Origin of the sequence: Xanthomonas sp. 3058 (assembly GCF_014199765.1) — a bacterium.
GTDB classification, from domain to species: domain Bacteria; phylum Pseudomonadota; class Gammaproteobacteria; order Xanthomonadales; family Xanthomonadaceae; genus Xanthomonas; species Xanthomonas campestris_B.
On sequence record NZ_JACHOF010000002.1, the window covers coordinates 365359 to 389896 of the forward strand.

General features: G+C 62.3%; 18 protein-coding genes. 7 read left to right on the top strand and 11 right to left on the bottom strand.

The genetic code is table 11. The annotated features are described in order from the left end of the window. The first annotated feature begins 267 nt into the window (after positions 1-267). Genes GGR61_RS05525 through GGR61_RS05535 form a run of 3 tightly spaced genes read left to right on the top strand, consistent with a single transcriptional unit; the run spans position 268 to position 5432 of the window. A complete protein-coding gene (locus GGR61_RS05525; protein ID WP_184620717.1) occupies positions 268-927 on the top strand; it encodes a TetR/AcrR family transcriptional regulator in 660 nt (219 codons plus the stop codon). A gap of 14 nt (positions 928-941) precedes the next feature. Continuing rightward, positions 942-2249 carry an efflux RND transporter periplasmic adaptor subunit gene (locus GGR61_RS05530; RefSeq protein ID WP_184409431.1) on the top strand — a complete coding sequence of 436 codons (1308 nt, stop codon included), beginning with the start codon at positions 942-944 and terminating at the stop codon, positions 2247-2249. A gap of 12 nt (positions 2250-2261) precedes the next feature. After that, positions 2262-5432, top strand: a complete 3171-nt coding sequence (locus GGR61_RS05535) for a multidrug efflux RND transporter permease subunit (protein ID WP_184409432.1) — start codon at positions 2262-2264, stop codon at positions 5430-5432. A 120-nt stretch (positions 5433-5552) separates the two neighbouring features. On the opposite strand, the gene GGR61_RS05540 is transcribed toward GGR61_RS05535, so the two are convergent. Further along, positions 5553-6542, bottom strand: a complete 990-nt coding sequence (locus GGR61_RS05540) for a LacI family DNA-binding transcriptional regulator (protein ID WP_184409433.1) — start codon at positions 6540-6542, stop codon at positions 5553-5555. 160 nt (positions 6543-6702) lie between these two features. Here GGR61_RS05540 and ptsP point away from each other — a divergent pair, with 160 nt between their 5' ends. The 4 genes from ptsP to GGR61_RS05560 all read left to right on the top strand — a co-directional run bounded on the left by ptsP (position 6703) and on the right by GGR61_RS05560 (position 13492). After that, positions 6703-9219, top strand: coding sequence for a phosphoenolpyruvate--protein phosphotransferase (ptsP, locus tag GGR61_RS05545; RefSeq protein ID WP_184620718.1), 2517 nt, complete (start codon positions 6703-6705; stop codon positions 9217-9219). Next, positions 9216-10172: a 1-phosphofructokinase gene (pfkB, locus tag GGR61_RS05550; protein WP_184620719.1), complete on the top strand. Its 957-nt coding sequence runs from the start codon at positions 9216-9218 to the stop codon at positions 10170-10172. The genes ptsP and pfkB overlap by 4 nt, the downstream gene beginning before the upstream one ends. Positions 10173-10280: 108 nt before the next feature. Beyond that, positions 10281-12026, top strand: coding sequence for a fructose-specific PTS transporter subunit EIIC (locus GGR61_RS05555; RefSeq protein ID WP_184620720.1), 1746 nt, complete (start codon positions 10281-10283; stop codon positions 12024-12026). Between the two features lie 188 nt (positions 12027-12214). Continuing rightward, positions 12215-13492: a carbohydrate porin gene (locus GGR61_RS05560; protein WP_184620721.1), complete on the top strand. Its 1278-nt coding sequence runs from the start codon at positions 12215-12217 to the stop codon at positions 13490-13492. Between the two features lie 327 nt (positions 13493-13819). Here GGR61_RS05560 and GGR61_RS05565 read toward each other — a convergent pair whose 3' ends face one another. From GGR61_RS05565 to GGR61_RS05610, 10 genes are all read right to left on the bottom strand, one after another. Beyond that, a complete protein-coding gene (locus GGR61_RS05565) occupies positions 13820-14563 on the bottom strand; it encodes an abortive infection family protein (protein WP_184620722.1) in 744 nt (247 codons plus the stop codon). A gap of 404 nt (positions 14564-14967) precedes the next feature. Next, a complete protein-coding gene (locus GGR61_RS05570; RefSeq protein ID WP_184620723.1) occupies positions 14968-15189 on the bottom strand; it encodes a hypothetical protein in 222 nt (73 codons plus the stop codon). 1326 nt (positions 15190-16515) lie between these two features. Beyond that, positions 16516-17055: an HAD family hydrolase gene (locus GGR61_RS05575; protein ID WP_184620724.1), complete on the bottom strand. Its 540-nt coding sequence runs from the start codon at positions 17053-17055 to the stop codon at positions 16516-16518. 120 nt (positions 17056-17175) lie between these two features. Further along, positions 17176-17553: a hypothetical protein gene (locus GGR61_RS05580; RefSeq protein ID WP_184620725.1), complete on the bottom strand. Its 378-nt coding sequence runs from the start codon at positions 17551-17553 to the stop codon at positions 17176-17178. Between the two features lie 411 nt (positions 17554-17964). Then, on the bottom strand, positions 17965-18504 hold the full coding sequence (locus GGR61_RS05585; RefSeq protein ID WP_184620726.1) for a hypothetical protein: 540 nt from the start codon (positions 18502-18504) through the stop codon (positions 17965-17967). 57 nt (positions 18505-18561) lie between these two features. Beyond that, the gene (locus GGR61_RS05590; RefSeq protein WP_184620727.1) at positions 18562-18825 is read right to left on the bottom strand and encodes a hypothetical protein; all 264 of its coding nucleotides are present in this window, start codon (positions 18823-18825) and stop codon (positions 18562-18564) included. A 73-nt stretch (positions 18826-18898) separates the two neighbouring features. Beyond that, positions 18899-19543: a DUF6680 family protein gene (locus GGR61_RS05595; protein ID WP_184620728.1), complete on the bottom strand. Its 645-nt coding sequence runs from the start codon at positions 19541-19543 to the stop codon at positions 18899-18901. Between the two features lie 443 nt (positions 19544-19986). Continuing rightward, entirely contained in the window at positions 19987-20349 is a 363-nt protein-coding gene (locus GGR61_RS05600; RefSeq protein WP_184620729.1) for a hypothetical protein, read from the bottom strand. Positions 20350-20756: 407 nt separating this feature from the next. Further along, positions 20757-21140 (bottom strand): hypothetical protein, encoded by a 384-nt coding sequence (locus GGR61_RS05605; protein WP_184620730.1) that lies wholly within the window; start codon positions 21138-21140, stop codon positions 20757-20759. Positions 21141-21929: 789 nt separating this feature from the next. Beyond that, on the bottom strand, positions 21930-22259 hold the full coding sequence (locus tag GGR61_RS05610; protein ID WP_184620731.1) for a hypothetical protein: 330 nt from the start codon (positions 22257-22259) through the stop codon (positions 21930-21932). Positions 22260-24538: the final 2279 nt, after the last annotated feature.

A 24538-nucleotide genomic window follows, 5' to 3' on the forward strand; every position in this document is an offset into this window, starting at 1 on the left:
GGGCTGCTCGGTGGAAAACTGAATTGTACCGGTGCCCGATGACCGCGCCTTGCTGCATAGCGCAATTTCCCTGGGCACAAGCGGGCTGTGCAGGGCGCAAAAGCACGACAGCTGCGCACTTTCGGCATGTGCGTCACGCCGCGAGGGCTGTGGAACCGCCAAGACAGGCAACCTCGGGCCAAGGCGTGCCGCAGCAGGTGTTGTGCAGAGCGCACGGCGTGCGTCAAGGCTGTTTAAAAACTAAACTGGACGGTATAGTCTACCGCCATGACCCCTCGTCCCCCCCGTGCTGCCCGGCGTTCGGACTGCGATCGCCGCATCCATGCTGCCGTGCATACCCTGCTTGCCGAGCGCGGCATGCGGCTGAGCATGGACGCGGTGGCCGAGCGCGCCGGTTGCTCCAAGCAGACGCTCTACAGCTATTACGGCTGCAAGGAGAACCTGCTGCGCGATGTGCTGCAGGACCACGTGCACCTGGCCACGGTGCCGCTGGGCACGGCAAGCGGCGATCTGCGCGAGGATCTGCTCGCATTCGCCCTGGCCCATCTCGATCGTTTGAACCGCCCCGATGTGTTACAGACCTGCCGGTTGGTGGAAGCCGAATCGCACCGGTTTCCCGAGCGCTCGCAACAGATCTTCCATGATGGCGTCGTCGGTATGCAGCAGCGCCTGGCGCAGCGCTTCGCTCAGGCGATGGATGCCGGCCAGCTGCGCCATGACGATCCGCACTGTATGGCCGAGCTGCTGTTGAGCATGATCGTCGGTCTGGATTTCGATCGGCAACGCTTTCAGGTTCCCCACCGCGCCGGCCTTCCCGCCAGGCAGCAGTGGGCACAGTTCGCCATCGACACCTTCCTGCGCGCATTTGCCCCGACCGCCGCGCCCCCTTCGCTGTCCCCGCTTTCTTTTCTTACTTCAAGACCCTAACGGAGTTCCTCCTGATGATTGCCCCGCTCCGCACATTCGGCCTGGCCTGTGCCATTACCCTGGCGCTGGCTGCCTGCAGCAAGCCCGAACAACAGCAGGCTCCGCCGCCGCCGGAAGTGTCGGTGCTGGAAATGAAACCGCAGACGCTGCCGCTGGAACGCGACCTGGTTGGCCGCCTGTCGGCGTTCCGCTCGGCCGACGTGCGTGCCCGCGTGAACGGTGTGCTGCTCAAGCGCCTGTACACCGAAGGCACCGACGTCAAGGAAGGCCAGCCGCTGTTCGAGATCGACCCGATGCCGCTGCGCGCGACGTTGTTGCAGGCCCAGGGCCAGCTGGCCGCGGCCGAGGCGACCTACACCAATGCGCAGGTCGCCGCCAAGCGCGCGCGTAGCCTGGCACCGCAGCAGTATGTCTCCCGTGCCGATATCGACAACGCCGAGGCCACCGAGCGCTCGTCCCGCGCCAACGTGCAGCAGGCACGCGGCGTGGTCGACGCCGCCCGCATCCAGCTCAGCTTTGCCAGGGTCACCTCGCCGATCAGCGGCCGCGCGGGCATCCAGCGCGTCACCGAAGGCGCCTTGGTGGGCTCGGGTGAGGCCACCCTGCTGACCACGGTGGACCAGATCGACCCGCTGTACGTGAACTTCGCGATGAGCAGCGAAGAGCTGGCCGCATTGCGCCAGGCGCAGAGCAGCGGCAACGTGCAGCTCAGCGGCGACGGCAAGTCCACCGTCAATGTCGAGCTGGGCGACGGCAGCCAGTATCCGCATCCCGGTACGCTGGATGTGTCGGCGGTGACGGTGGACCCGAGCACCGGTGCGGTGTCGCTGCGCGCGACCCTGCCCAACCCGGAACAGGCGCTGCTGCCGGGTGCATTCGTGACCTTCAAGGCCAGCCTGGGCCAGCGCAACAACGCCTATCTCATGCCGCAGCAGGCGGTGCAGCGCGATGCCACCGGCGCCTATGCCCTGATGCTGGGCAAGGACGGCAAGGTAGTGCGCAAGAACCTCACCGTCGACGGCCAGCAAAAGGGCCAGTGGATCGTCACTGCGGGCGTGGCTCCCGGCGATCAGGTCATTGTCGATGGCGTACAGAAGGCCAAGGAAGGCCAACCGGCCACCGGCAAACCGTGGGATCCGAGCAAGCCGACGCAAGGCGGCCAGCCGGGCGCCCCGGGTGCCGCTCCGGCAGCAGGCCAGGCCGGCGATGCACAAGGCACTCCGGCCGCAGACAAGGCCGATGCAGCCGCGCCGGCCGCGCAGCAACAGCCCAAGCCCGACGCTGCGGCGCAGCCGGCCGACTCCCAGTCCAAGCAGCAGTAACGGAACCCGGACATGCCTAAGTTTTTTATCGAACACCCGATCTTTGCCTGGGTGGTGGCGATCCTGATCTCGCTTGCGGGCGTGATCTCGATCCTGAATCTGGGTATCGAGTCGTATCCCACGATCGCCCCGCCGCAGGTCACCGTCACCGCCACCTTCCCCGGCGCCAGTGCCGACACCGCCGAAAAAGCGGTGACCCAGGTCATCGAGCAGCAGCTCACCGGTATCGACCATCTGCTGTACTTCAACTCGTCCTCGGCCGCCAACGGCCGCGTGACCATCACCCTGACCTTCGAAACCGGCACCGACGCGGATATCGCCCAGGTGCAGGTGCAGAACAAGGTGTCGCTGGCCACGCCGCGCCTGCCCTCGGAAGTGACCCAGCAGGGTGTGGTGGTGGCCAAGGCCAACGCTGGCTTCCTGATGGTGGCCGCGCTGCGGTCGGATAACCCGTCGATCAATCGCGACGCGCTCAACGACATCGTCGGTTCGCGCGTGCTCGAGCAGATCTCGCGCGTTCCCGGCGTGGGTAGCACCAACCAGTTCGGCGCCGAGTACGCGATGAACATCTGGTTGAACCCGGAGAAGCTGCAGGGCTACAACCTGTCGGCCACCCAGGTGCTGACTGCGGTGCGCAACCAGAACGTGCAGTTCGCTGCCGGTTCGGTCGGCGCCGACCCGACGCCCGAGGGCATCACGTTCACCGCCACGGTCTCGGCCGAAGGCCGCTTCAGCTCGCCCGAGCAGTTCGAGAACATCATCCTGCGCACCGACAACAACGGTGCCACGGTGCGGTTGAAGGATGTCGCACGCGTCAGCGTGGGGCCGAGCAACTACGGCTTCGACACCCAGTACAACGGCAAGCCCACCGGCGCGTTCGGTATCCAGCTGTTGCCGGGTGCCAACGCCTTGAACGTGTCAGAGGCGGTCGGTGCCAAGCTCGACGAACTGCAGCCGACCTTTCCGCAGGGCGTGACCTGGTTTGCGCCGTACGAGTCGACCACCTTCGTGCGCATCTCCATCGAGGAAGTGATCCACACGCTGGTGGAAGCCATCGTGCTGGTGTTCCTGGTGATGCTGCTGTTCCTGCAGAACTTCCGCGCCACGGTCATTCCGACGTTGGTGATTCCGGTTGCGTTGCTGGGCACGTTCTTCGGCATGTACGTGATCGGCTTCACCATCAACCAGCTGACCCTGTTTGCGATGGTGCTGGCGATCGGCATCGTGGTCGATGACGCGATCGTGGTGATCGAGAACGTCGAACGCATCATGACCGACGAGCATCTGGAGCCGAAGGCGGCCACCCAGAAGGCGATGACCCAGATCACCGGCGCGGTGGTGGCCATCACCGTGGTGCTGGCAGCAGTGTTCATCCCCTCCTCGCTGCAGCCGGGTGCCTCCGGTGCGATCTACAAACAGTTCGCGCTGACCATCGCCATGTCGATGGGCTTCTCGGCGTTCCTGGCGTTGAGCTTCACCCCGGCGTTGTGCGCGACGTTCCTCAAGCCCACCCATGCGGACAAGAAGAACTGGATCTACCGCAACTTCGACAAGTACTACGACAAGCTGGCACACCGCTACGTCGGTGTGGTCGGGAACACCCTGAAGCGCTCGCCGCCCTGGATGATCGTGTTCGTGGTGCTGGTGGTGCTGTGCGGCTTCCTGTTCACGCGCATGCCGGGCAGCTTCCTGCCGGAAGAGGACCAGGGCTTTGCGTTGGCCGTCGTGCAGTTGCCGCCGGGCGCGACCAAGCTGCGCACCAACGAGGTGTTCGCGCAGATGCGTGGCGTGCTGGAGAAGGAGCCTGCAGTCGAAGGCATGCTGCAGATCGCCGGCTTCAGCTTCCTCGGTTCGGGCGAGAACGTGGGCATGGGCTTCATTCGGCTCAAGCCCTGGGAAGACCGTGACGCCACTGCCGAACAGGTGATCCAGCAACTCAACGGCATGTTCTATGGCATCAAGGGTGCGCAGATCTTCGTGGTCAACCTGCCGACCGTGCAGGGCCTGGGCCAGTTCGGCGGCTTCGACATGTGGCTGCAGGATCGCTCCGGTGCCGGCCAGGAGGCCCTGACCCAGGCGCGCAACATCGTGCTCGGCAAGGCGGCGGAAAAGCAGGACACCCTGGTCGGCGTGCGTCCGAACGGGCTGGAAAACGCACCGCAGCTGCAGCTGAGCGTTGACCGCGTGCAGGCGCAGTCGATGGGCCTGGACGTCAGCGACATCTACAGCTCGATCCAGCTGATGCTGGCGCCGGTCTACGTCAACGACTACTTCGCCGAAGGCCGCATCAAGCGCGTCAATATCCGTGCCGACGACCAGTTCCGTACCGGTCCGGAGTCACTGCGCAACTTCTTCACCCCCAGCACCACGGCCCTCGGTGCCGACGGTCAGCCGGGGATGATTCCGCTGAGCAACGTGGTCAAGGCCGAATGGACCTATGCCTCGCCGGCGTTGAACCGCTACAACGGCTATTCGGCAGTCAATATCGTCGGTAATCCGGCACCGGGCGGCAGCTCCGGCCAGGCGATGCAGGCGATGGAGGAGATCGTCAACAACGACCTGCCGCCGGGCTTCGGTTTCGACTGGACCGGCATGTCCTACCAGGAAATCATCGCCGGTAACGCAGCCACGCTGTTGCTCGTGTTGTCGGTGGTGGTGGTATTCCTCTGCCTTGCCGCGCTGTACGAGAGCTGGTCGATTCCGGTAGCGGTGCTGATGGTGGTGCCGATCGGCGTGCTGGGTGCGATCACCTTCTCGATGCTGCGTGGCCTGCCCAACGATCTGTACTTCAAGATCGGCATGATCACGGTCATTGGTCTGGCGGCGAAGAACGCGATCCTGATCGTGGAATTCGCGGTGGAGCAGCGCGCGGCGGGCAAGACCCTGCGCGATGCGGCACTGGAAGCGGCGCATCTGCGTTTCCGGCCGATCCTGATGACCTCGTTCGCCTTCATCCTGGGCGTGCTGCCGCTGGCCATCTCCAGCGGTGCCGGCGCCAACTCGCGTCACTCCATCGGTACCGGCGTGATCGGCGGCATGGTGTTCGCCACCGTGCTTGGCGTGATCTTCATCCCGCTGTTCTTCGTGGTGGTGCGCCGCATGCTCGGCGACAAGCTGGACGAGCAGTCCAAGGAATACCTGCTCGCACAGAACGACTCGGGCACGCATCGTCCGGATCGTTGATCCGACGCTCGGCGTAAAACGAAAAGCCCCGGCATTGCCGGGGCTTTTTTTTTGGGCTGCGCTGCAACGATGTAGGCGCTGGCATCATCCACCCGCGCGCTGCCATGCCCTCGCAGGCGGCTAGATGCGCGTGCGTGCGCCGGTGGAGCCGCGCACTACGCAACGGCCGGTCATCACCAGGCGCCGGATCGGCAACTGCGGCGATTTGAGCCGTTCCAGCAGCAACGACATCGCTGCGCGGCCCATGTCTTCGACCGGCTGCTCGACCACGGTGATGCCTGGTTCGACCAGATCGGTCCAGCGTTCGTTGTCGAACCCGGCAAGAGCCAGATCGTCGGGGATGCGCAGACCGGCGGTGCGTGCGGCCTTGAGCGCGCCCATCAACAGCAGGCTATTACTGGTGACGATGGCTTCGGGTCTGTCTGCGGCTGCGAGCCACTGGCCGACTTCGGCAATCGCTGCCTCGGCGGTGGGCGCCACCTCGCGATACGCAGGCGTGAGTCCTTGCGCGCCCATCGCGGCCAGATAGCCGTTGCGACGCTCGGTCGCGGTGGTGCTGGTGCCGAACAGCCCACCGATGTGGCGGTAGCCCTTCGCCTGCAGATGCATGACCAGCTCGCCCATGGCGGCGGCATTGTCGAGCACCACGCAGTCATAGCGGCTGCCGGGGCCGGCGCGGTCCACCAGCACGGTCGGGTACTCCAGCGTCAGTTCGTGCATGCGCCCCACCGTGCTGCGGGTCGGGGCGAAGATCAGCCCGGTGATGCGTTCTTCCTGCATCAGTTGCAGGTACAACGCCTCGCGCTCGGGATCTTCGTCGGTATTGCACAGCGTCACGCGCATGCCCGCCTTGTAGGCGACCTCTTCCACCGAACGGATCAACGCGGTGAAGTACGGGTTGCGGATGTCGGCAACGATCACCCCCAGAATGCCGGACTGCTGCGAGCGCAACCGCCGCGCCATCAGGTTGGGCCGGTAGCCGGTCTGGCGTACCGCCGCCTCCACCTTGGCGCGCACGTCGTCGCTGACCGGGCCACTGCCCAGCGCGCGCGAGACCGTGGATTTGGACACACCGGCCACGCGGGCCACGTCATTGATGCTGATACTCACTGGGACCGTTCCCGCTCCATTTGCGCACCTGGAGCCAGGCGCGACGTCGTTTCGATGCTAACCCGAAAGCATTGCAAGGGTTTTGTGCAGCGCACATTGACCTGGAACGTGGGAACGTTCCCACTATACTGCCCAGCCCGTTCTCACCCCGGAGTCCGTCTTGTCCTCTCCGTCGATTGCCCCCGTGACCCCCGACCTCGTGCGCCTGCGCGCGCATGCCCGCGACAAGGACGATGCGATCGCCCAGGCCGCCCAACTGCTGGTCGCGGCCGGCTGCGTCGCGCCGGGCTACGACGCCAGCATGCGTCGCCGCGAGGGCCTGGCCAATACCTTCCTCGGGCACGGCCTGGCAATTCCGCACGGCGTGGGCGAAGACCGTCACCTGGTGCGGCGCGACGGCATCGCGGTGCTGCAGTTGCCTGAAGGCGTGGAGTGGAATCCCGGCCAGACCACACGACTGGTGGTCGGCATCGCGGCGCAATCGGATACCCACATCACCCTGCTACGCCGCCTGACCCGCTTGATCCAGGACCCGGCGCAGCTGGAAGCGCTGTTCACCACCGACGACCCCGCTGTCATCGTGGCGGCCCTGACCGGCGACCGCGCCCCAGACACCAGCGCCGCGCCGGCCACCGATCTGGCCGAAACATTCGAATGGACCATCGCCTACCCCAGCGGCCTGCATGCGCGCCCGGCCACCCGCTGGGCCGAGACCGCACGCGGCTTCTCGGCGCGTGCGCAGGTGCGCGCCGGTGAGCAGGCGGCCGATGCCAAGAGCCTGGTCGGCCTGCTGCAACTGGGCCTGCGTGCCGGCGACAGCATCACCGTCTCGGCCGAAGGCAACGATGCCGCCGCGCTGCTCAAGCGTCTGCGCGCGGTGATGGACAGCCTGACCGCCCAGGAAAAAGCCGATGCCGAACGCGCCGCGCAACGCCGCGCCGCCCCGGTGGTCGGCTGGACGCCGCCGCAGGCGCAGCCGACCATCGTCGGCATCGGCGCCAGCCCCGGCGTGGCGATCGGCATCGTGCATCGCCTGCGCGCGGCGCAGACCGAGGTGGCCGACCAACCGGTCGGCCTGGGCGACGGCGGCGCGCAGTTGCACGACGCCCTCACCCGCACCCGCCAGCAACTGGCGGCGATCCAGGACGACACCCAGCGCCGTCTCGGCGCCTCGGATGCGGCGATCTTCAAGGCCCAGGCCGAGCTGCTCAACGACACCGACCTGATCACCCGCACCTGCCAGCTGATGGTGGAAGGCCACGGCGTGGCGTGGTCGTGGCATCAGGCGGTGGAACAGATCGCCTCCGGCCTGGCCGCGCTCGGCAACCCGGTGCTGGCCGGCCGCGCCGCCGACCTGCGCGATGTCGGCCGCCGCGTGCTGGCCCAGCTCGACCCAGCCGCCGCCGGCGCCGGCCTCACCGACCTGCCGGAGCAGCCCTGCATCCTGCTCGCCGGCGACCTGTCGCCGTCGGACACCGCCAACCTGGACACTGCGCGCGTGCTCGGCCTGGCTACCGCGCAGGGTGGGCCGACCTCGCACACCGCGATCCTCTCGCGCACGCTCGGCCTGCCGGCGCTGGTCGCTGCCGGCGGCCAGTTGCTGGATATCGAAGACGGCGTCACCGCCATCATCGACGGCAGCAGCGGGCGGCTGTACGTCAATCCATCGGACGTGGATCTGGATGCGGCACGTACGCACATCGCCGAACAACAGGCCATCCGCGAGCGCGAGGCCGCGCAACGCGCCTTGCCGGCCGACACCACCGACGGCCACCACATCGACATCGGCGCCAACGTCAACCTGCCCGACCAGGTCGCCATGGCACTGACGCAAGGCGCCGAAGGCGTTGGCTTGATGCGCACCGAATTCCTGTTCCTGGAAAGCGGCCGCACGCCCACCGAAGACGAGCAGTACGCCACCTACCTGGCGATGGCGCAGGCGCTGGATGGCCGCCCGCTGATCGTGCGTGCACTGGATATCGGCGGCGATAAACAAGTGGCCCATCTGGAACTGCCGCACGAGGAAAACCCGTTCCTGGGCGTGCGTGGCGCGCGTTTGCTGCTGCGTCGCCCCGACCTGCTCGAACCGCAACTACGTGCGCTGTACCGCGCCGCCAAGGACAGTGCGCGGCTGTCGATCATGTTCCCGATGATCACCTCGGTGCCGGAGTTGATCACCCTGCGCGAGATCTGCGCACGCATCCGCGCCGACCTCGACGCGCCCGAGGTCCCGATCGGCATCATGATCGAAGTGCCCGCCGCCGCCGCGCAGGCCGATGTGCTGGCGCGCCATGCCGATTTCTTCTCGATCGGCACCAACGACCTCACCCAATACGTGCTGGCGATCGACCGCCAGAACCCGGAGCTGGCCGCCGAAGCCGACAGCCTGCATCCGGCAGTGCTGCGCATGATCCGCAGCACCATCGAAGGTGCGCGCAAACACGACCGCTGGGTCGGCGTATGCGGCGGTCTGGCCGGCGATCCGTTCGGCGCCAGCCTGCTGGCCGGTCTGGGCGTGCAGGAGTTGTCGATGACGCCCAACGACATCCCGGCCGTCAAGGCGCGCTTGCGCAGTGCCGCGCTGAGCCAGTTGCAGCAGTTGGCCGAACAGGCGCTGGACTGCGAAACCGCAGAGCAAGTGCGCGCGCTTGAAGTAAAACGCGAGGGCCAGCCATGAGCCTGCAGGCCATCACGGTCACGCTGAACCCGGCGATCGACCAGACCATCCAGCTCGACAACCTGCAGCCCGGCGCGGTGCATCGGGCCAGCAGCGTGCGCAACGATGCCGGCGGCAAGGGCATCAACGTGGCCGCCTGCCTGGCCGACTGGGGCAGCCAGGTCGCCGCACTCGGCGTGCTCGGGGCCGGCAATGCCGGCGTGTTCGAGGCGCTGTTCCGCGAACGCGGCATTGCCGATCACTGCCAGCGCGTGGCCGGCGAAACCCGCACCAATCTCAAGCTGGTCGACGCGCGCAGCAACGACACCACCGATATCAATCTGCCCGGTCTGCAACTGAGCACGGCGCATCTGCAAGGCGTCGCCGATCAGCTAGCGCCACTACTGCGTCCCGGCCTGCCGGTGGTGCTGTCGGGCAGCCTGCCAGCCGGCCTGCCGGAGGACAGCTGGGCGCAGTTGCAGGCCCAGGCCAGCGCCGCCGGTGCCCGCGTGCTGCTGGACACCAGTGGTGCCCCGCTGGTGGCCGCGCTCGGCGCCGCGCGCGACGCGCTGCCTTACGCGGTCAAACCGAACCGGCACGAACTGGAAGCCTGGACTGGCCGCCCGTTGACCGATCGCGCCGCGCTGAGCGCGGCTGCGCACGAACTGATCGCACGCGGCATCCAGCTGGTGGTCATTTCAATGGGCACCGAAGGCGCCTTGTTCGTGCAGCGCGACCAGCGCCTGATCGCACGGCCGCCGCGGTTGGCGCAAGGCAGCAGCGTGGGCGCGGGCGACGCGATGGTGGCCGGCCTGGCCGCCGCGCTGCTGGACGCGTCCGGCGACCTGGAACGCTGCGCACGGCTGGCGACCGCGTTCTCGGTCAGCCGGCTGGAAAGCGGCGATGCGCGACGCCTGCTGCCCCAGCAGGTACGCACGCTCGCCACCGAAATCGCCATCGACCACCTCTCGTAGCACCCGCTCGGCGCGAACGATGGATCGAGCATCGCCGCGCACCGGATTGCCACACACGCAGCTACACCGCCGGGTTGATCCGGCGACCGAACAACGCAGGAGATTCGCATGTCCTCTTCCATCGTGGTCATCGCCGCAGGCGAACGCAGTACCGAAGCGGTCCTGGCGGCCGAGGCGCTGCGCCGCGCGGCCACCGCCGCCGGGCGCAGCGTGACGATCGAAATCCGTAGCGACCAGGGCGTCCTTGGCGCTTTGCCGAACGAACTTGCTGGCGCCGCCGCCCAGGTCTTGGTGGTCGGCGACGCCGATGCCGACACCGCACGTTTCGGCGACGCCAATGTGCTGCGCCTGAGCCTGGACGCCGTACTCCACGATCCGTCCGCCGCACTGAACCAGCTCACCGCGCCCGATGCGGCAGGCGCCGCACCCGCTGCAACCGGCACCTCCGGTTCGGACAGCAAGCGCATCGTCGCCATCACCTCCTGCCCCACCGGCATCGCACACACCTTCATGGCCGCCGAAGGCCTGCAGCAGGCCGCCAAGAAACTCGGCTACCAGATCCGCGTGGAAACCCAGGGCTCGGTCGGCGCACAGGACGCATTGACCGACGACGAAATCCGCGATGCCGACCTGGTGCTGATCGCCGCCGATCGTGAAGTCGACCTGGCCCGCTTCGGCGGCAAACGCCTGTTCAAGAGCGGCACCAAGCCGGCGATCAACGATGGCCCGGCATTGATCCAGAAGGCGCTGGCAGAAGCCAGCGTGCATGGTGGCGCGGCGCCGGTTGCCGGCAGCGGCACTGCCAAGTCCGACAGCAAGGGCGGCGGCCGCACCGGGGCCTACAAACACCTGATGACCGGCGTGTCGTTCATGCTGCCGTTCGTCACTGCCGGCGGCTTGCTGATCGCACTGGCGTTTGCGCTCGGCGGCATCTATGCCGGCGACGACGCGCATCAGGGCACCCTGGCCTGGTCGCTGTTCCAGATCGGCGCCAAGGCCGGTTTCACCTTGATGGTGCCGGCGCTGGCCGGCTATATCGCCTACTCCATCGCCGACCGCCCCGGCATCGCGCCCGGCATGATCGGCGGCCTGGTGGCGGCCAATCTCAACGCCGGCTTCCTCGGCGGCATCATCGCCGGCTTCATCGCCGGCTACGGTGTGGCCGCGCTCAACCGCTACATCCGCCTGCCGCGCACGCTGGAAGGACTCAAGCCGGTCTTGATCCTGCCGGTGCTGGGCACCCTGCTGGTCGGCCTGGCAATGATGTATGTGTTCGGCCAGCCGGTGGCCGACCTGTTGGCCTGGCTCACCGCCTGGCTGCGCGGCATGCAGGGCAGCAGCGCGCTGCTGCTGGGCCTGCTGCTCGGCGGCATGATGGCCTTCGACATGGGCGGGCCGGTGAACAAGGCCGCCTACGCGTTCTCCACCGGCCTGATCGCCAGCCAGGTCTACACCCCGATGGCCGCTGCGATGGTCGCCGGCATGACCCCGCCGCTGGGCATCGCACTGGCGACCTGGGTGTTCCGCAACCGCTTCACCGTCGAAGAACGCGGCTCGGCCACCGCCGCCGGCGTCCTGGGTCTGGCCTTCGTCACCGAAGGCGCCATCCCGTATGCGGCGCGCGACCCGTTGCGCACCATCCCGGCGCTGATGATCGGTTCGGCCGTGGCCGGCGCGATCTCGATGACCGCCGGCGCCGAATTGAAGGCACCGCATGGCGGCATCTTCGTGCTGCTGATCCCCAACGCGGTGACCCACCTGGCCAACTACGTGCTGGCACTGGTGGTCGGCGTGGTGGTCACTGCGGTGGCGCTGCGCCTGCTCAAGAAGCCGGTTGCCGACGTCGTCGCCTGAAGCTCGGCGCGTCCCCGCCGCTATCGGTTCCAGACCAGGTCTCTGGATCGTCCGATCGCTGATCCGGGTTACCGCTGATTCGTCATTACCGCTGCGCTGTGCACCTTTGGTGCGCGGCCAGCGGCTTACCCACTTACTCGCCGCCGCGTTCGCCACTCGCTACGCCCTCTTTGCCCGGAGCCCCTGCCATGACCGCACTCGCCCCTCACCTTTTCAACCGCCGCCTGCTGTGCCTGTCGCTGACACTGGCGCTCACCCCGCTGGCCCAGGCCCAGGACGCCGCCGACGCCTTCAAGCTCAAACTGGGCTATACCGGCGAAGCGGCGTCGATGATCGACGGCGGCCGCAAGAACGGCGACGCCTACGCCGGCCAGTTGATGGTCGGCACCGACGTGGACATGGACCGCCTGTTCGGCTGGGGCGGCGCCACGGTCAAGCTGTATGTCTCCAACCGCCACGGCACCAACCTGGCCAACAGCAGCATCGGCAACAGCACCTCGGTGCAGGAAATCTACGGCGGCCAGGGAACCCGCCTGGCCAACTTCACCCTGCTGCAGAAACTCTTCAACGACCGTCTGGAACTGGAAGCCGGCCGCAGCGTGGCCAACATCCACTTCCTCGGCTCTGACCTGTGCCAGTACTTCCAGGGCAACTCGGCCTGCGGCAACCCCACCTTCGTGTTCCGCACCAGCAACTTCACCTACTGGCCGGTCTCCAGCTGGGCCGCGCATGCCACCGCCTGGGTCACGCCCAAGGTCTATGTGCATGTCGGCGCGTACGAAGTGAACCCGGTGCAGGCGCAGGACGGCCAGCACGGCCTGAAGTGGAGCACCGACGACACCACCGGCGTGGTCGTGCCGTATGCGGTCGGCTACAAGAACAAGGGCGGCGACGGCACGCTGGCGGCGATGTACGAACTCGGCGGCTGGCAGGACAACTCCGACTACACCGACCCGCTGCGCGACCGCAATGGCAATCCGGCCGTGCTCAGCGGCCTGGGCTATGAAAACAAGCAGGGCCGCTCGGGCCTGTTCGGCCGCTTCGAACAACAGGTCACCAACCCCGACCCGTCCGGCACCCGCGGCCTGACCGTGTTCGGCGCCATGCTCAAGAGCACCGGCGGCCAGGCGATCGAAGACCACTTCGTGCAACTGGGCCTGGTGCAGAAAGGCACCTTCGCCAGCCGCCCGCAGGACAACATTGCGTTTGTGATCACCCAGCAGAAATACAGCGACGAGGCGATCGAAAACCTGCGCCTGGCCCGCGCCTCAGCCGGCGGCACCGGCACCCCGGCCGACAACCAGATCATGATGGAGCTGAGCTACGGCATCCAGGTCACCAAGCGCCTGCGCATCGCGCCCAACCTGCATTACGTGATCAACCCGGACCAGTTCAACGAACCCACCCGCACCAACGATCTGAAGAACGCGCTGATTGCAGGCATGCGGATCGACTGGAACCTGTGACCCGTCGAGAAGCTGCGCGCGTTGCGCGCATGCTTGGCGGGCACCACTGCCTGAAGTGAGTGGCGGGTGCGTTGCATCTGACTGCAGTGCAACGCATTGCGTCGACTCGGTTGGCCTGGGCAGTTGCCGGTAGCCGACGGAGTTCGATGAACCGCGGAGGAGCGCGACCGCACTCGATGAGGCTTTGTCGGCCGCCCCTGTCGCGCGCAAGCCAGTCGCTGGACACGCAAGGTCACGCGACGGCGGATGCCGAAGCTATAATTACCCGCTACTGCCTAACGCTTGAATTAAGCCGAGTTGCGAAGCAACTTCGGCTTGAATGAGTTGTTAGGCTGCGGCCTCATTGCGTGCCTCCCATGTTGCTAGCAGATAAGTAGCAAAAGCTCCTGCGAGGTTGACAGCCAGTTCTGCATGACGCGATGCAGGCTTGCTGCCGACCTTACCCTTGCCATGTGCGTCACTAAGACGGTTACGAATAGCGCCTAGACCCTCGACCACGGCAGTGCAACCACCCAAGATCTGCTTAAACACCTGTTCTGTGTGCTGAGATGGGGCAAGGTTGACCGTCTCTGCGGCTTGCTTGTAGAGCTTAGGCAGGTCTGCAGCATCGTCGTAAGTTGCGCCGGACTCATCAAGAATGTGCTTACAGACCGACTCAATCAGAGTCCGAGCAGAGGTGATAGCTCCTTCAGGATCAGAAGACCTACGATCAAGCGCTTTTGACCAGGCTGCCTGAACATGTGCCGCATCAAACTTTTCTAAGGTTTGGCTCACCACCTGATCTGAAGGCGCCAAAACACCATGTTCAAGTGCCTCTAAAGTAGGGCGGAGCTCGTCCCAAATATACTGACGCCGTTCGGCATAGGTAGGAAACTTGCATTTAATGAACTGCCAAAATTGAGCAAGACTGCGACATGTCCGAATGAATTTAGGCAGTAACAACTCTAAGGCAGGATTAGACATAAGCATCTGTCGCAATCGTACGTACTCAGCGTCGTCCTCGGCTCCTCCAGTCGCTTGCGCGATTAGCAGGTTTTGAAGTGCCTCCGCTTGGTCGAGAAGATCGTTCATTGATTCCGCAGCCTAACGCTTGAATTAAGCCGCGTTGCGAAGCAACGTCGGCTTGAATGAGTTGTTAGGCAGTGAGTGGCCGAAACGGTTGAGACCGCAACCGTGCTCCCCAGCACTGCCCGCCTGAGCTGAGTGTGCCACAGCTTGCGGGATGAAGCTTGCGCCGCAATGCCACGGGGCCTGTTGGCTCCGAAACTAGGCGCAATGACTGCCGCGCGGCAGTGACACGAAATGACGAAGCGGCGGACTGTCCGATGCCAGTTACGGTGAGAACCACTGTCCGGAGCCGACCGCGTGCGCGCCATTGAACTGGTCGAAGATGCGAGCACCGATGCTGTTGCTCCACCACGGCCTAACGCCTGAATTAAGCCGACTGGCGAAGCCAGTTCGGCTTGAATGAATTGTTAGGCCTGCACCCGTGCATGCTTGGCCTGCACGAACCGACCGATCGCATAGACGACAGCGCCAGAAAGCAGCACCACGCCACCGATGTTGCGAACAATAGCCTGGAGATCTCTGTCCGGAAGAAAGAACGAGGTAAAAGCTATCGCTACTAGGGCGACCATGACCAGCGATCTGCCGATCTTTAAGTAGGGGTTGGAAAGGCCAAATCCGTAGTCGCTCATGATCTTTGCCTCAAATGCCATTTTGCGAAAAAGCAGGCCTAATGCTTGAATGAGTTGTTAGGCAGTGAGTGGCCGCGAAGGTTGGATGGTGCAACCATGCTCCCCAGCACTGCCGCCTGGACCGAGTTTGCCACAGCTTGCGGGATGGAGCTTGCCCAGCAATGCAGAGGCGCGTGATGCCACCGAAGCCAACTGCACCGAGTGCAGCGCGGGAACGACGTGGCAAGGCGAAGCACCCAACTTACCGCAACCAGCAACGGTGATGACTGCTGTCCGGAGCCAACCGCATGCACGCCTGCGAACCCACCGAAGCGGCAACCACCAACGCATTTGCTCCACCACGGCCTAACGCCTGAATTAAGCCGACCCGCGAAGCGGGTTCGGCTTGAATGAATTGTTAGCCCTCACTGCGATGACCTGACTAGCACGCGGTCGCTGCAGACCCCAACAAACCGAGGTTGTAAGAGTGCCGAAAGCACAAGGTTTTCACCAAGGAAACTTGCGCTGTAGCAGCACCGCTCGGTGCCCGCTTGAATGTATAGGTTTCCTTGCTCGGGGCCGACAGAGCAACTTTTGGGGCCAGCAGTCCAGATACCTTTCTCTATCGTCCCCGGGTCGTTCGTGTAGCCGGGGTTGGCCGCTCGGCGATACTCGAAGTTGTAGCCGTCAGCGAACTCGTAGCTTGCAGGTCCTCTCTTCTCGTGCCAGTTGCCCACAGGGTTGAACTTATAAGTGATCGTTCTAATGTTGGTCGCCCCTGGCGGGGCAGGCTTTGCGCTGTAATGTCTTACGCCATCTTTGGTGTAAGAGTAAACAGTGCCGGGCTCACGGTCTTGCGCGATGGTTGGCTCCAAGTGTATGGCAAACCAAATTGCAGCAAGCGCAGCATACTTCATGACGATCCTGTGGAAGTCGGTTGAGGGCTAACACCTGAGTTAAGCCGACCCGCGAAGCGGGCTCGGCTTGAATGAATTGTTAGCCGTAGCAACCGGATCGACCATTGCCATAGTCAACAGTGATTTGCGCTGAACGAAGTGTGGATGTGAGTAAAAGTGCCTTGATGGGATCGGCGCCTTCGCATCTCCGAACCTTAAGTGGCGTGTGCTTGTTCCTTGCAGCATAGACAAAAACGTCCTCAGTAGACGAAACGCGACTCCCAAGACGAATCGTGCCGTCCGAACGGAGGTACACAGTGTCAGGAGCGGGGCGTTGCCAGAAGAAAGCAATGGCGGCGATCACTACAAGTAAGAAGGCAGTCGAACGTTTCATAAGGGCTAACGCCTGTATTAAGCCGACCCGCGAAGCGGGTTCGGCTTGAATGAATTGTTAGGGCTCACTAGCGGATTTGCGCCAGAAACGCTTTTCAATCTTCCTGACATTTGGTGCCTTTGCTAGTGTGGGCAAGTACTCACCTAACTGGAACAGTTCCTGGTCCGCCAGATCACCAAAGAACGGCTTTACCCTGACGAGGTTTCCGTAGTGTTTGGCTAGTTTGGCGGGAGTGTCATCTACCATCAGCACCTGTTCAAGCCGATAACCCCGGCGCTTTATCTTGCCAAGATTCTTTGCCCACTCATAGTCTTGATGCTCTGGATCAAAGCGCATCGTGCAGCGCTCGCGGGACCATATGAACTTGAGGTCGATGTCGGGTGGGAAGATGGCTGCGACAACCGGCGCCGCGTAAAGACGAGTAGAAGAAGTCCAAACCGCTAGGTCAAAGTGCGAACTTACCGTAGACAGAAACGAGTCAAGGCCCGGTCGCCTGTACACAGCGTACGGCCCAACCTCGAAGTCGGGATCACGATCCAGGCAACCTTCGGTTGCATGGATGAGCGTCTCGTCGAGATCTAGAACCAAGAGTGTCATGAAATGCGTGTGGGCCCTAACACCTGAGTTAAGCCGCCCCGCAGCGGGGCGGCGGACGCGTGCTAGCGTAGCGCAGGCACGTGGCCGACACCACGATGCGGGGTCGGCTTGAACGAATTGTTAGGTGCCAACCCCGTTTAACAACTCCAGCAACAAAGGAGGAGTGGGCGCGTCATGTACGACGATTTGATGCAGTTGCGATTGATCTATTTGAAAAAAAAGACCGACGGGTGTGTTCCATAAGTAATTGTCTGTACTACCTATTGAGGCGCGACGAGGATCTTCAAATTGGATTTCAACCTGCGTTGAACGCAATCCACAAAAAGCGCAATGGAATTGACTCCTGACAGGCATAGATGCAAAGAAAGGTTGCCGCTTTTCACGACAAAGCGCGATCAACCTGTCTTGCTGTTCATAGCTGTCTAAAGGCACGCCAAGTGATGCTATGCCTAGCGTGTCTATGAACAAGCTCATTTTTTCGAGTGCTAGTGAGTTCACTATTGGCACCTAACGCTTGAATTAAGCCGCGTTGCGAAGCAACGTCGGCTTGAATGAGTTGTTAGGCAGTGAGTGGCCGAAACGGTTGAGATCGCAACCGTGCTCCCCAGCATTGCCCGCCTGAGCCGAGTGTGCCACAGCTTGTGGGATGAAGCTTGCGCCGCAATGCCACGGGACCTGTTGGCTCCGAAGCCAGGCGCAATGAGTGCCGCGCGGCAGTGACGCGAAATGACGAAGCGGCGGACTGCCCGATGCCAGTTACGGTGAGAACCACTGTCCGGAGCCGACTGCGTGCGCGCCAATGAACTGGTCGAAGATGCGAGCACCGATGCTGCTGTTCCACCACGGCCTAACACCAGAATTAAGCCGAGCCGCGAAGCGGCTTCGGCTTGAATGAATTGTTAGGCAGCATTAGTCGGATATCCAAGTGTGCTGCCACTTGCCGGCTTTGTAGCAGTAAGCCACACCAGAAGACTCTGCTGCACCGAATACCACCACCGAGTGTGGACACACGAAGCTACTAACTTCTCCGGGCTCGTATGGACCGTCGAACAAGCTGTCGTAGGTGCCTGGCTTCTCTGCGCCGACGTAGAGTCGAGAACGACCCTCTGGCCATTCGGCAAGCTTGTGCAGCTGCCAGCTGTCGCCGCGTGTGAGTGCAACAATGACCGAGGAGCCGGTCCCCGCCTTTGCTGTGAGGCCGAGGAGCCAGTCCTTGGTACCGTCACCGTCGAAGTCTGCTGAGGCAGCCCCGAGGCACTCATTCCCGCTCTGCTCTTTGCTCCACGCCACATCTTCTGCAAGGTTATCGGTCACAGCCGGCAAACGAAAGGACGGAAAACGTTCCGTCACTTGGCTGATCAAGACGCCCGGTAGCAGCGCATGGCATGCATCGCCTGCGGCGGCAGACGGCGCGACTAGTAGACTGAGAACCGCGAGGACTTTTCTCATGCTGCCTAACACCAGAATTAAGCCGACTGGCAAAGCCAGTTCGGCTTGAATGAATTGTTAGGCCGCACTAATTGCAATGATGCGACCGACCAAAAACCCGGCACCCAACCCCAAAAAGCCTGCGGGGAAAACGTTGCCAAAGAACGTAAAGCCAACGACTGCGCCTAGCACTAGGCCGATTAAGCCGAATACGCCAGCGCGCCGCTGAGCGTTACGTTTGAAGAGCCGAGCCTCTTTGCCTCGTTGCGCTGTTTCTTGAACTTTGCGGGCAGGTGAAAGCAATGCCTCAGCAGCCGCTTCCGCTTGGTCTTTTCTCAACACGCCAGTCTCCCTGTGTGCGGCCTAACGCCGGAATTAAGCCGACCCGCGAAGCGGATTCGGCTTGAATGAGTTGTTAGGCGGCAGCTGTAGGCGCTGCCACGTTAACCGACAGGGATGTCTCGCCCGCCAGCGCAGCACGGATGGCCTGCTGAAGCCTTAGCTGCTCTGCGAGGGCGTCAGGGTCAACTGCAAGACTAGTCACATCCATTTTTAGCGCGGTCTCCCCAGAGAGGACAGACATGGCGAGTTGCCGAACCCTCTCCTGCTCTTCCTCGAGCCTGCTATGGGCAACGGGAGAGTAGACGCCCTTTTTGAGTTGGACACGATCGAACGCAAAGTCGACGTCGAGTGCGATTGTGTGCAGAAGGTTTACGAACAGTTCCTGTCCTCGCGAGGACCAGTTCTGCAACCCGTTCTCATCGAACTGGGTTGTGAGGTGATCCAAGTACTCGCGCCAGGAATCTAGAACCGCCTGTTCACGTCTTGTGCGGCGATTATTCCCGAGAAATCGGCTGCCGTAGAAGGCGAGATCAATCATGTTCAGCGCCTGCACGTGTTCCGGAGAAAGACGAGCTGCGCGTGTTGCCATGAGGGTGTGGAACACCAATGCCTTCCGTTGCCTCCGCTCTCGTAGCACCTCAATCCATTTTTGGGCCTGCACCGCAAGGATGGGCCCCAGCAAGGTAGCCAAGATGATGAGCGCATCACTAATGGTCATACTTAAACTCCCGAAAACTTCCCCTGCCGCCTAACACCTGAATTAAGCCGACCCGCGAAGCGGGTTCGGCTTGAATGAATTGTTAGGCAGCAGCCCGTGTCTTTAGCTGTAGCCACTCATCTGCCACAGTGAACATGTAGTTGCCTATTGGAGCAAGGTTTGGATCTGTGTGCGCGAAGGGATTGGTGCCAATCCACTCTACAACCACCGAGCCCGGTGCTAGAACTTTGGCAGATTGCACCCAGTCTATGAACTCGGCGCTTAGCCCTTGATGCTCGAGGGTATCGCCGAGCATCACTACACGAGCCAGAGCTTCGCCGGCAGGTACAGGGAGACTCACTGTGTCTCCTAGTTGGATTGGCGAACCGTCGCTGTAATACATGTCTGCTTCCTAACGCCTGAATTAAGCCGTGCCGTGAAGCGGCGTCGGCTTGAATGAATTGTTAGGCCTCAGCCCACTCTCCATCCTGTGGATTGAACAAGGCCATATGCTCGGGCTCAGCAAGCTCGCTTGCGTCTTGCAGAGCTTCAAATATGGCCTGCTGGGAATTTTGCCAATACGGAATTGAGAACGCTATCTCCGTCGCAAACACAGCCACTTGGACGGGACAGCTAGAGATGTTCTTTACGAACTCATGGCAGCGCGGTGTCGTGGCCTCAAGGCTGTACCCGTACTTGGCGAGCTTGCCTATGAATCTTTCAACGGCGGATTGATCAAGAGGCGGGTGATCAAACTCGTCGATTTCCTTCCCTTGTTCGGTGTGCTCACGAACGACGGGATGGAAGAGCTGGAAACCATAGCTCATTGTGTCTCCTGAGGCCTAACGCCTGAATTAAGCAGAGTTGCGAAGCAACTTCGGCTTGAATGAGTTGTTAGGCAGTGAGTGGCCGCGAAGGTTGGATGGTGCAACCAGGCTCCCCAGCACTGCCGCCTGGACCGAGTTTGCCACAGCTTGCGGGATGGGGCTTGCCCAGCAATGCAGAGGCGCGTGATGCCACCGAAGCCAACTGCACCGAGCGCAGCGCGGGAACGACGTGCCAAAGCGAAGCACCGAACTTACCGCAACCAGCAACGGTGATGACTGCTGTCCGGAGCCAACCGCATGCACGCCTGCGAACTCACCGAAGCGGCGACCACCAACGCATTTGCTCCACCACGGCCTAACGCTTGAATTAAGCCGAGCCGCGAAGCGGCTTCGGCTTGAATGAACTGTTAGGCCCCGCGCCGGAAACGGTCAAGCCCAAGTGCGATAAGTATTGCAAGCCAGACGGTGAACGTGGCAATTACTACAGAGGCAATCGCCGTGGCGAGCAGTTTTGGCTCCATTACGACAAAGGGTGCTGCCCACCAGTAACCAGCGTTCCCAATTTGGACAGGTGTCAAGAATGCACACACTACAGCCGTCCGGATCAATAACTTGAGCCAAATGGCAGAAATGGAGCGTGTGAGGAGCCAAGCGAAGAAAAAGGTGATTGCTAGGCCAGCAACGAGGACACCATAGAGCAGTACGATCAGGCCGGTGGGGTCCGATGCAAACGCAGGAAGCGGCTGCAGAAACAGCGCGGCGAGAAGAAGGCGATGTTGGGCATGTTTCATACGGGCCTAACGCTTGAATTAAGCCGCGTTGCGAAGCAACGTCGGCTGTTAGGCAGTGAGTGGCCGAAACGGTTGAGATCGCAACCGTGCTCCCCAGCATTGCCCGCCTGCGCCGAGTGTGCCACAGCTTGCAGGATGAAGCTTGCGCCGCAATGCCACGGGGCATGTTGGCTCCGAAGCCAGGCGCAATGAGTGCCGCGCGGCAGTGACGCGAAATGACGAAGCGGCGGACTGCCCGATGCCAGTTACGGTGAGAACCACTGTCCCGAGCCGACCGCGTGCGCGTCAGTGAACTGGTCGAAGATGCGAGCACCGATGCTGCTGTTCCACCACGGCCTAACGCCTGAGTTAAGCCGACCCGCGAAGCGGGTTCGGCTTGAATGAATTGTTAGAGCTCACTGGCAGTGCAGCGGGAGCTCTGATTTTGAAACGAACCCAGTCTCCAATGGATCGTCCGATGTTTGGCGGAAGGCATGGCTTGGCATGAGGATAACGAACAGATGATCCTCCGGAGCCAGCGGCGCTTGCGCTGCGTAGCTACTCCGGCGGTGCGGGTGCTCGGATACGAGAAGCGACTCCGCTCGTTTGGAAATCTGGAAAGCAGTGCACTTTGGGCAGTCAAAGTACTTACGGTTGCTCGAATCGACAAAGCAGTACTCAGCAGCGGTACCGCAGAGTGGGCAGTCTTGCTTGTAATAAGTCGCCATCCGATTGGCTCCTGTGAGCTCTAACGCCTGAAATAAGCCGACTGGCGAAGCCAGTTCGGCTTGATTGAATTGTTAGACGTGCTCACGCGGACCAGCAATAAAGTGGGCTGCCGAACACGCCATGAGCGCCAAGGTTGCTCGACTCTAAGCCCCAGAAGCAACAGAACCGATCTTGCTCTGACTGATAGACAAGCCAATAGCCATTCGCGTGAGCGACACACTCGCCGTAGATCATGCTACCAACCGATGCGTCCGGGAAGCCAGGCTCCTTGACCACGGCAGTGACAGTAAAAGGCTCGCACTGATTTTGCCGGATGTTGTCCGCCAGTCGCGCGTAGTAGGCCGATGCGTCAGTCCCGGCATTGACGTACACCTCTGACGTGTCCGATAGCGCAGCTTCGAGTTTGGCCAATGGCGAGATTGTGTCTTGCACGTCTAACGCTTGAATTAAGCCGAGTTGCGAAGCAACGTCGGCTTGAATGAGTTGTTAGGCAGTGAGTGGCCGCGAAGGTTGGATGGTGCAACCATGCTCCCCAGCACTGCCGCCTGTTAAGAGTTTGCCACAGGTTGCGGGATGGAGCTTGCCCAGTGATGCAGCGGGGCGTGATGCCACCAAAGCCAACTGCACCGAGCGCAGCGCAGGAACGACGTGCCAAGGCGAAGTGCCAAACTTACCGCAACCAGCAACGGTGATGACTGCTGTCCGGAGCCAACCGCATGCATGCCTGCGAACCCACCGAAGCGGCAACCACCAACGCATTTGCTCCACCACGGCCTAACGCCTGAATTAAGCCGACCCGCGAAGCGGGTTCGGCTTGAATGAATTGTTAGGCATATGGACTACCACCACCAGTACTTTCGGGCAAGGCGATCAATCTCTTGTTGCTCTGATGGTGTCAGTCTCTTGCCACTAAATCGGCGCTTGTTCTTGAGTTGTTGATAGCGCTCAAGATCGCCTTTGTTGGACAGGCTAGCGCCGATAATTCCTACGAGGAAGATTGCCCCAATGATGAATCCAATCATAGTGCCCCCCCGCCTAACGCTTGAATTAAGCCGAGTTGCGAAGCAACTTCGGCTTGAATGAGTTGTTAGGCAGTGAGTGGCCGCGAAGGTTGGATGGTGCAACCATGCTCCCCAGCACTGCCGCCTGGACCGAGTTTGCCACAGCTTGCGGGATGGAGCTTGCCCAGCGATGCAGCGGCGCGTGATGCCACCGAAGCCAACTGCAACGAGCGCAGCGCGGGAACGACGTGCCAAGGCGAAGCGCCGAACTTACCGCAACCAGCAACGGTGATGACTGCTGTCCGGAGCCAACCGCATGCATGCCTGCGAACTCACCGAAGCGGCAACCACCAACGCATTTGCTCCACCACGGCCTAACGCTTGAATTAAGCCGAGTTGCGAAGCAACTTCGGCTTGAATGAGTTGTTAGGCAGTGAGTGGCCGCGAAGGTTGGATGGTGCAACCATGCTCCCCAGCACTGCCGCCTGGACCGAGTGTGCCACAGCTTGCGGGATGGAGCTTGCCCAGCGATGCAGCGGCGCGTGATGCCACCGAAGCCAACTGCACCGAGCGCAGCGCAGGAACGACGTACCAAGGCGAAGTACCGAACCTACCGCAACCAGCAACGGTGATGACTGCTGTCCGGAGCCAAGCGCATGTATGCCTGCGAACTCACCGAAGCGGCAACCACCAACGCATTTGCTCCACTACGGCCTAACGCCTGAATTAAGCCGAGCCGCGAAGCGGCTTCGGCTTGAATGAATTGTTAGGCTCCGACTCTGGGACCAACTCCCCGCTTGCCGCTGGACGCACGAAACGAGCGCCCGAGTGTGCGAAGCACTTATCCGACAGAGCGGAAAAATCACCCTTCGCGCGAGAAATGTCGAGTGAAGACACGACCGTATTGCCGCGGACAAACACCAGCGCAGAAACACCGTCGCTCGCCCATGCCGATGAATTATCACGCAGAGACCAGGGTGCGCCCACCAACACGGCAGCATCTTGATCTGTTGAGTATGGGCCAAGGATGCACACACGATCCCAGACGCCCGGCATGATGCGAGCAAGATCGACTCGCTGCGTTCGTGCCAGCTCCGACTCAATTGCCGAGGCCTTTCGTGTTGAATCGCATGCGACGAGTGAGACTAGAAGAAGAGTCCAAAGGCCAAGACGTTTCATGAGGGGCCTAACGCCTGAATTAAGCCAACCCGCGAAGCGGGTTCGGCTTGAATGAATTGTTAGGCGCCAACCTACGGCACAAACCCGGCAGGAAGCAACCTGACCTCCGTGGCCATGCAAATGCCGTTGCCGCCGGACAGCGGTCGCACTCCCAAGATGGTGCCGTGAGGCGCAAGCTCTGCTTGGACAATGACCACAGGTTGCTCGGAGCCATCCTCAAGTGACTGGATTGCACAGCAAGGCAGGGCCATTGGGGCGGCGGCGGAATCACCCTGTACGTAGAAGACTGCGGAGCCAGCAGCGACGTCGGCCTCCGTAGCCGGACGGCCGACAACACAGGGCGTGTTGTGCCACTCACTTTCTGCGATTGAACCCCAAAGATCGGCCATGTTTGTTGTGGCGCCTAACGCTTGAGTTAAGCGGCGGCGAAGCCGTCCGCCTTGAACGAGATGTTAGACGCACATCCAGAGGTAGAGCGACTTGCCGTTTTGTTGTGCATTGCGCGCCAAT

Coding starts and splice junctions, on each gene's coding strand:
- GGR61_RS05535 (WP_184409432.1), top strand. CDS start 2,262: ATGCCTAAGTTTTTTATCGAACACCCGATCTTTGCCTGGGTGGTGGCG.
- GGR61_RS05575 (WP_184620724.1), bottom strand. CDS start 17,055: ATGACACTCTTGGTTCTAGATCTCGACGAGACGCTCATCCATGCAACC.
- GGR61_RS05560 (WP_184620721.1), top strand. CDS start 12,215: ATGACCGCACTCGCCCCTCACCTTTTCAACCGCCGCCTGCTGTGCCTG.
- GGR61_RS05605 (WP_184620730.1), bottom strand. CDS start 21,140: ATGAAACATGCCCAACATCGCCTTCTTCTCGCCGCGCTGTTTCTGCAG.
- GGR61_RS05600 (WP_184620729.1), bottom strand. CDS start 20,349: ATGAGCTATGGTTTCCAGCTCTTCCATCCCGTCGTTCGTGAGCACACC.
- GGR61_RS05555 (WP_184620720.1), top strand. CDS start 10,281: ATGTCCTCTTCCATCGTGGTCATCGCCGCAGGCGAACGCAGTACCGAA.
- GGR61_RS05525 (WP_184620717.1), top strand. CDS start 268: ATGACCCCTCGTCCCCCCCGTGCTGCCCGGCGTTCGGACTGCGATCGC.
- GGR61_RS05530 (WP_184409431.1), top strand. CDS start 942: ATGATTGCCCCGCTCCGCACATTCGGCCTGGCCTGTGCCATTACCCTG.
- GGR61_RS05595 (WP_184620728.1), bottom strand. CDS start 19,543: ATGACCATTAGTGATGCGCTCATCATCTTGGCTACCTTGCTGGGGCCC.
- pfkB (WP_184620719.1), top strand. CDS start 9,216: ATGAGCCTGCAGGCCATCACGGTCACGCTGAACCCGGCGATCGACCAG.
- GGR61_RS05565 (WP_184620722.1), bottom strand. CDS start 14,563: ATGAACGATCTTCTCGACCAAGCGGAGGCACTTCAAAACCTGCTAATC.
- GGR61_RS05585 (WP_184620726.1), bottom strand. CDS start 18,504: ATGAGAAAAGTCCTCGCGGTTCTCAGTCTACTAGTCGCGCCGTCTGCC.
- GGR61_RS05570 (WP_184620723.1), bottom strand. CDS start 15,189: ATGAGCGACTACGGATTTGGCCTTTCCAACCCCTACTTAAAGATCGGC.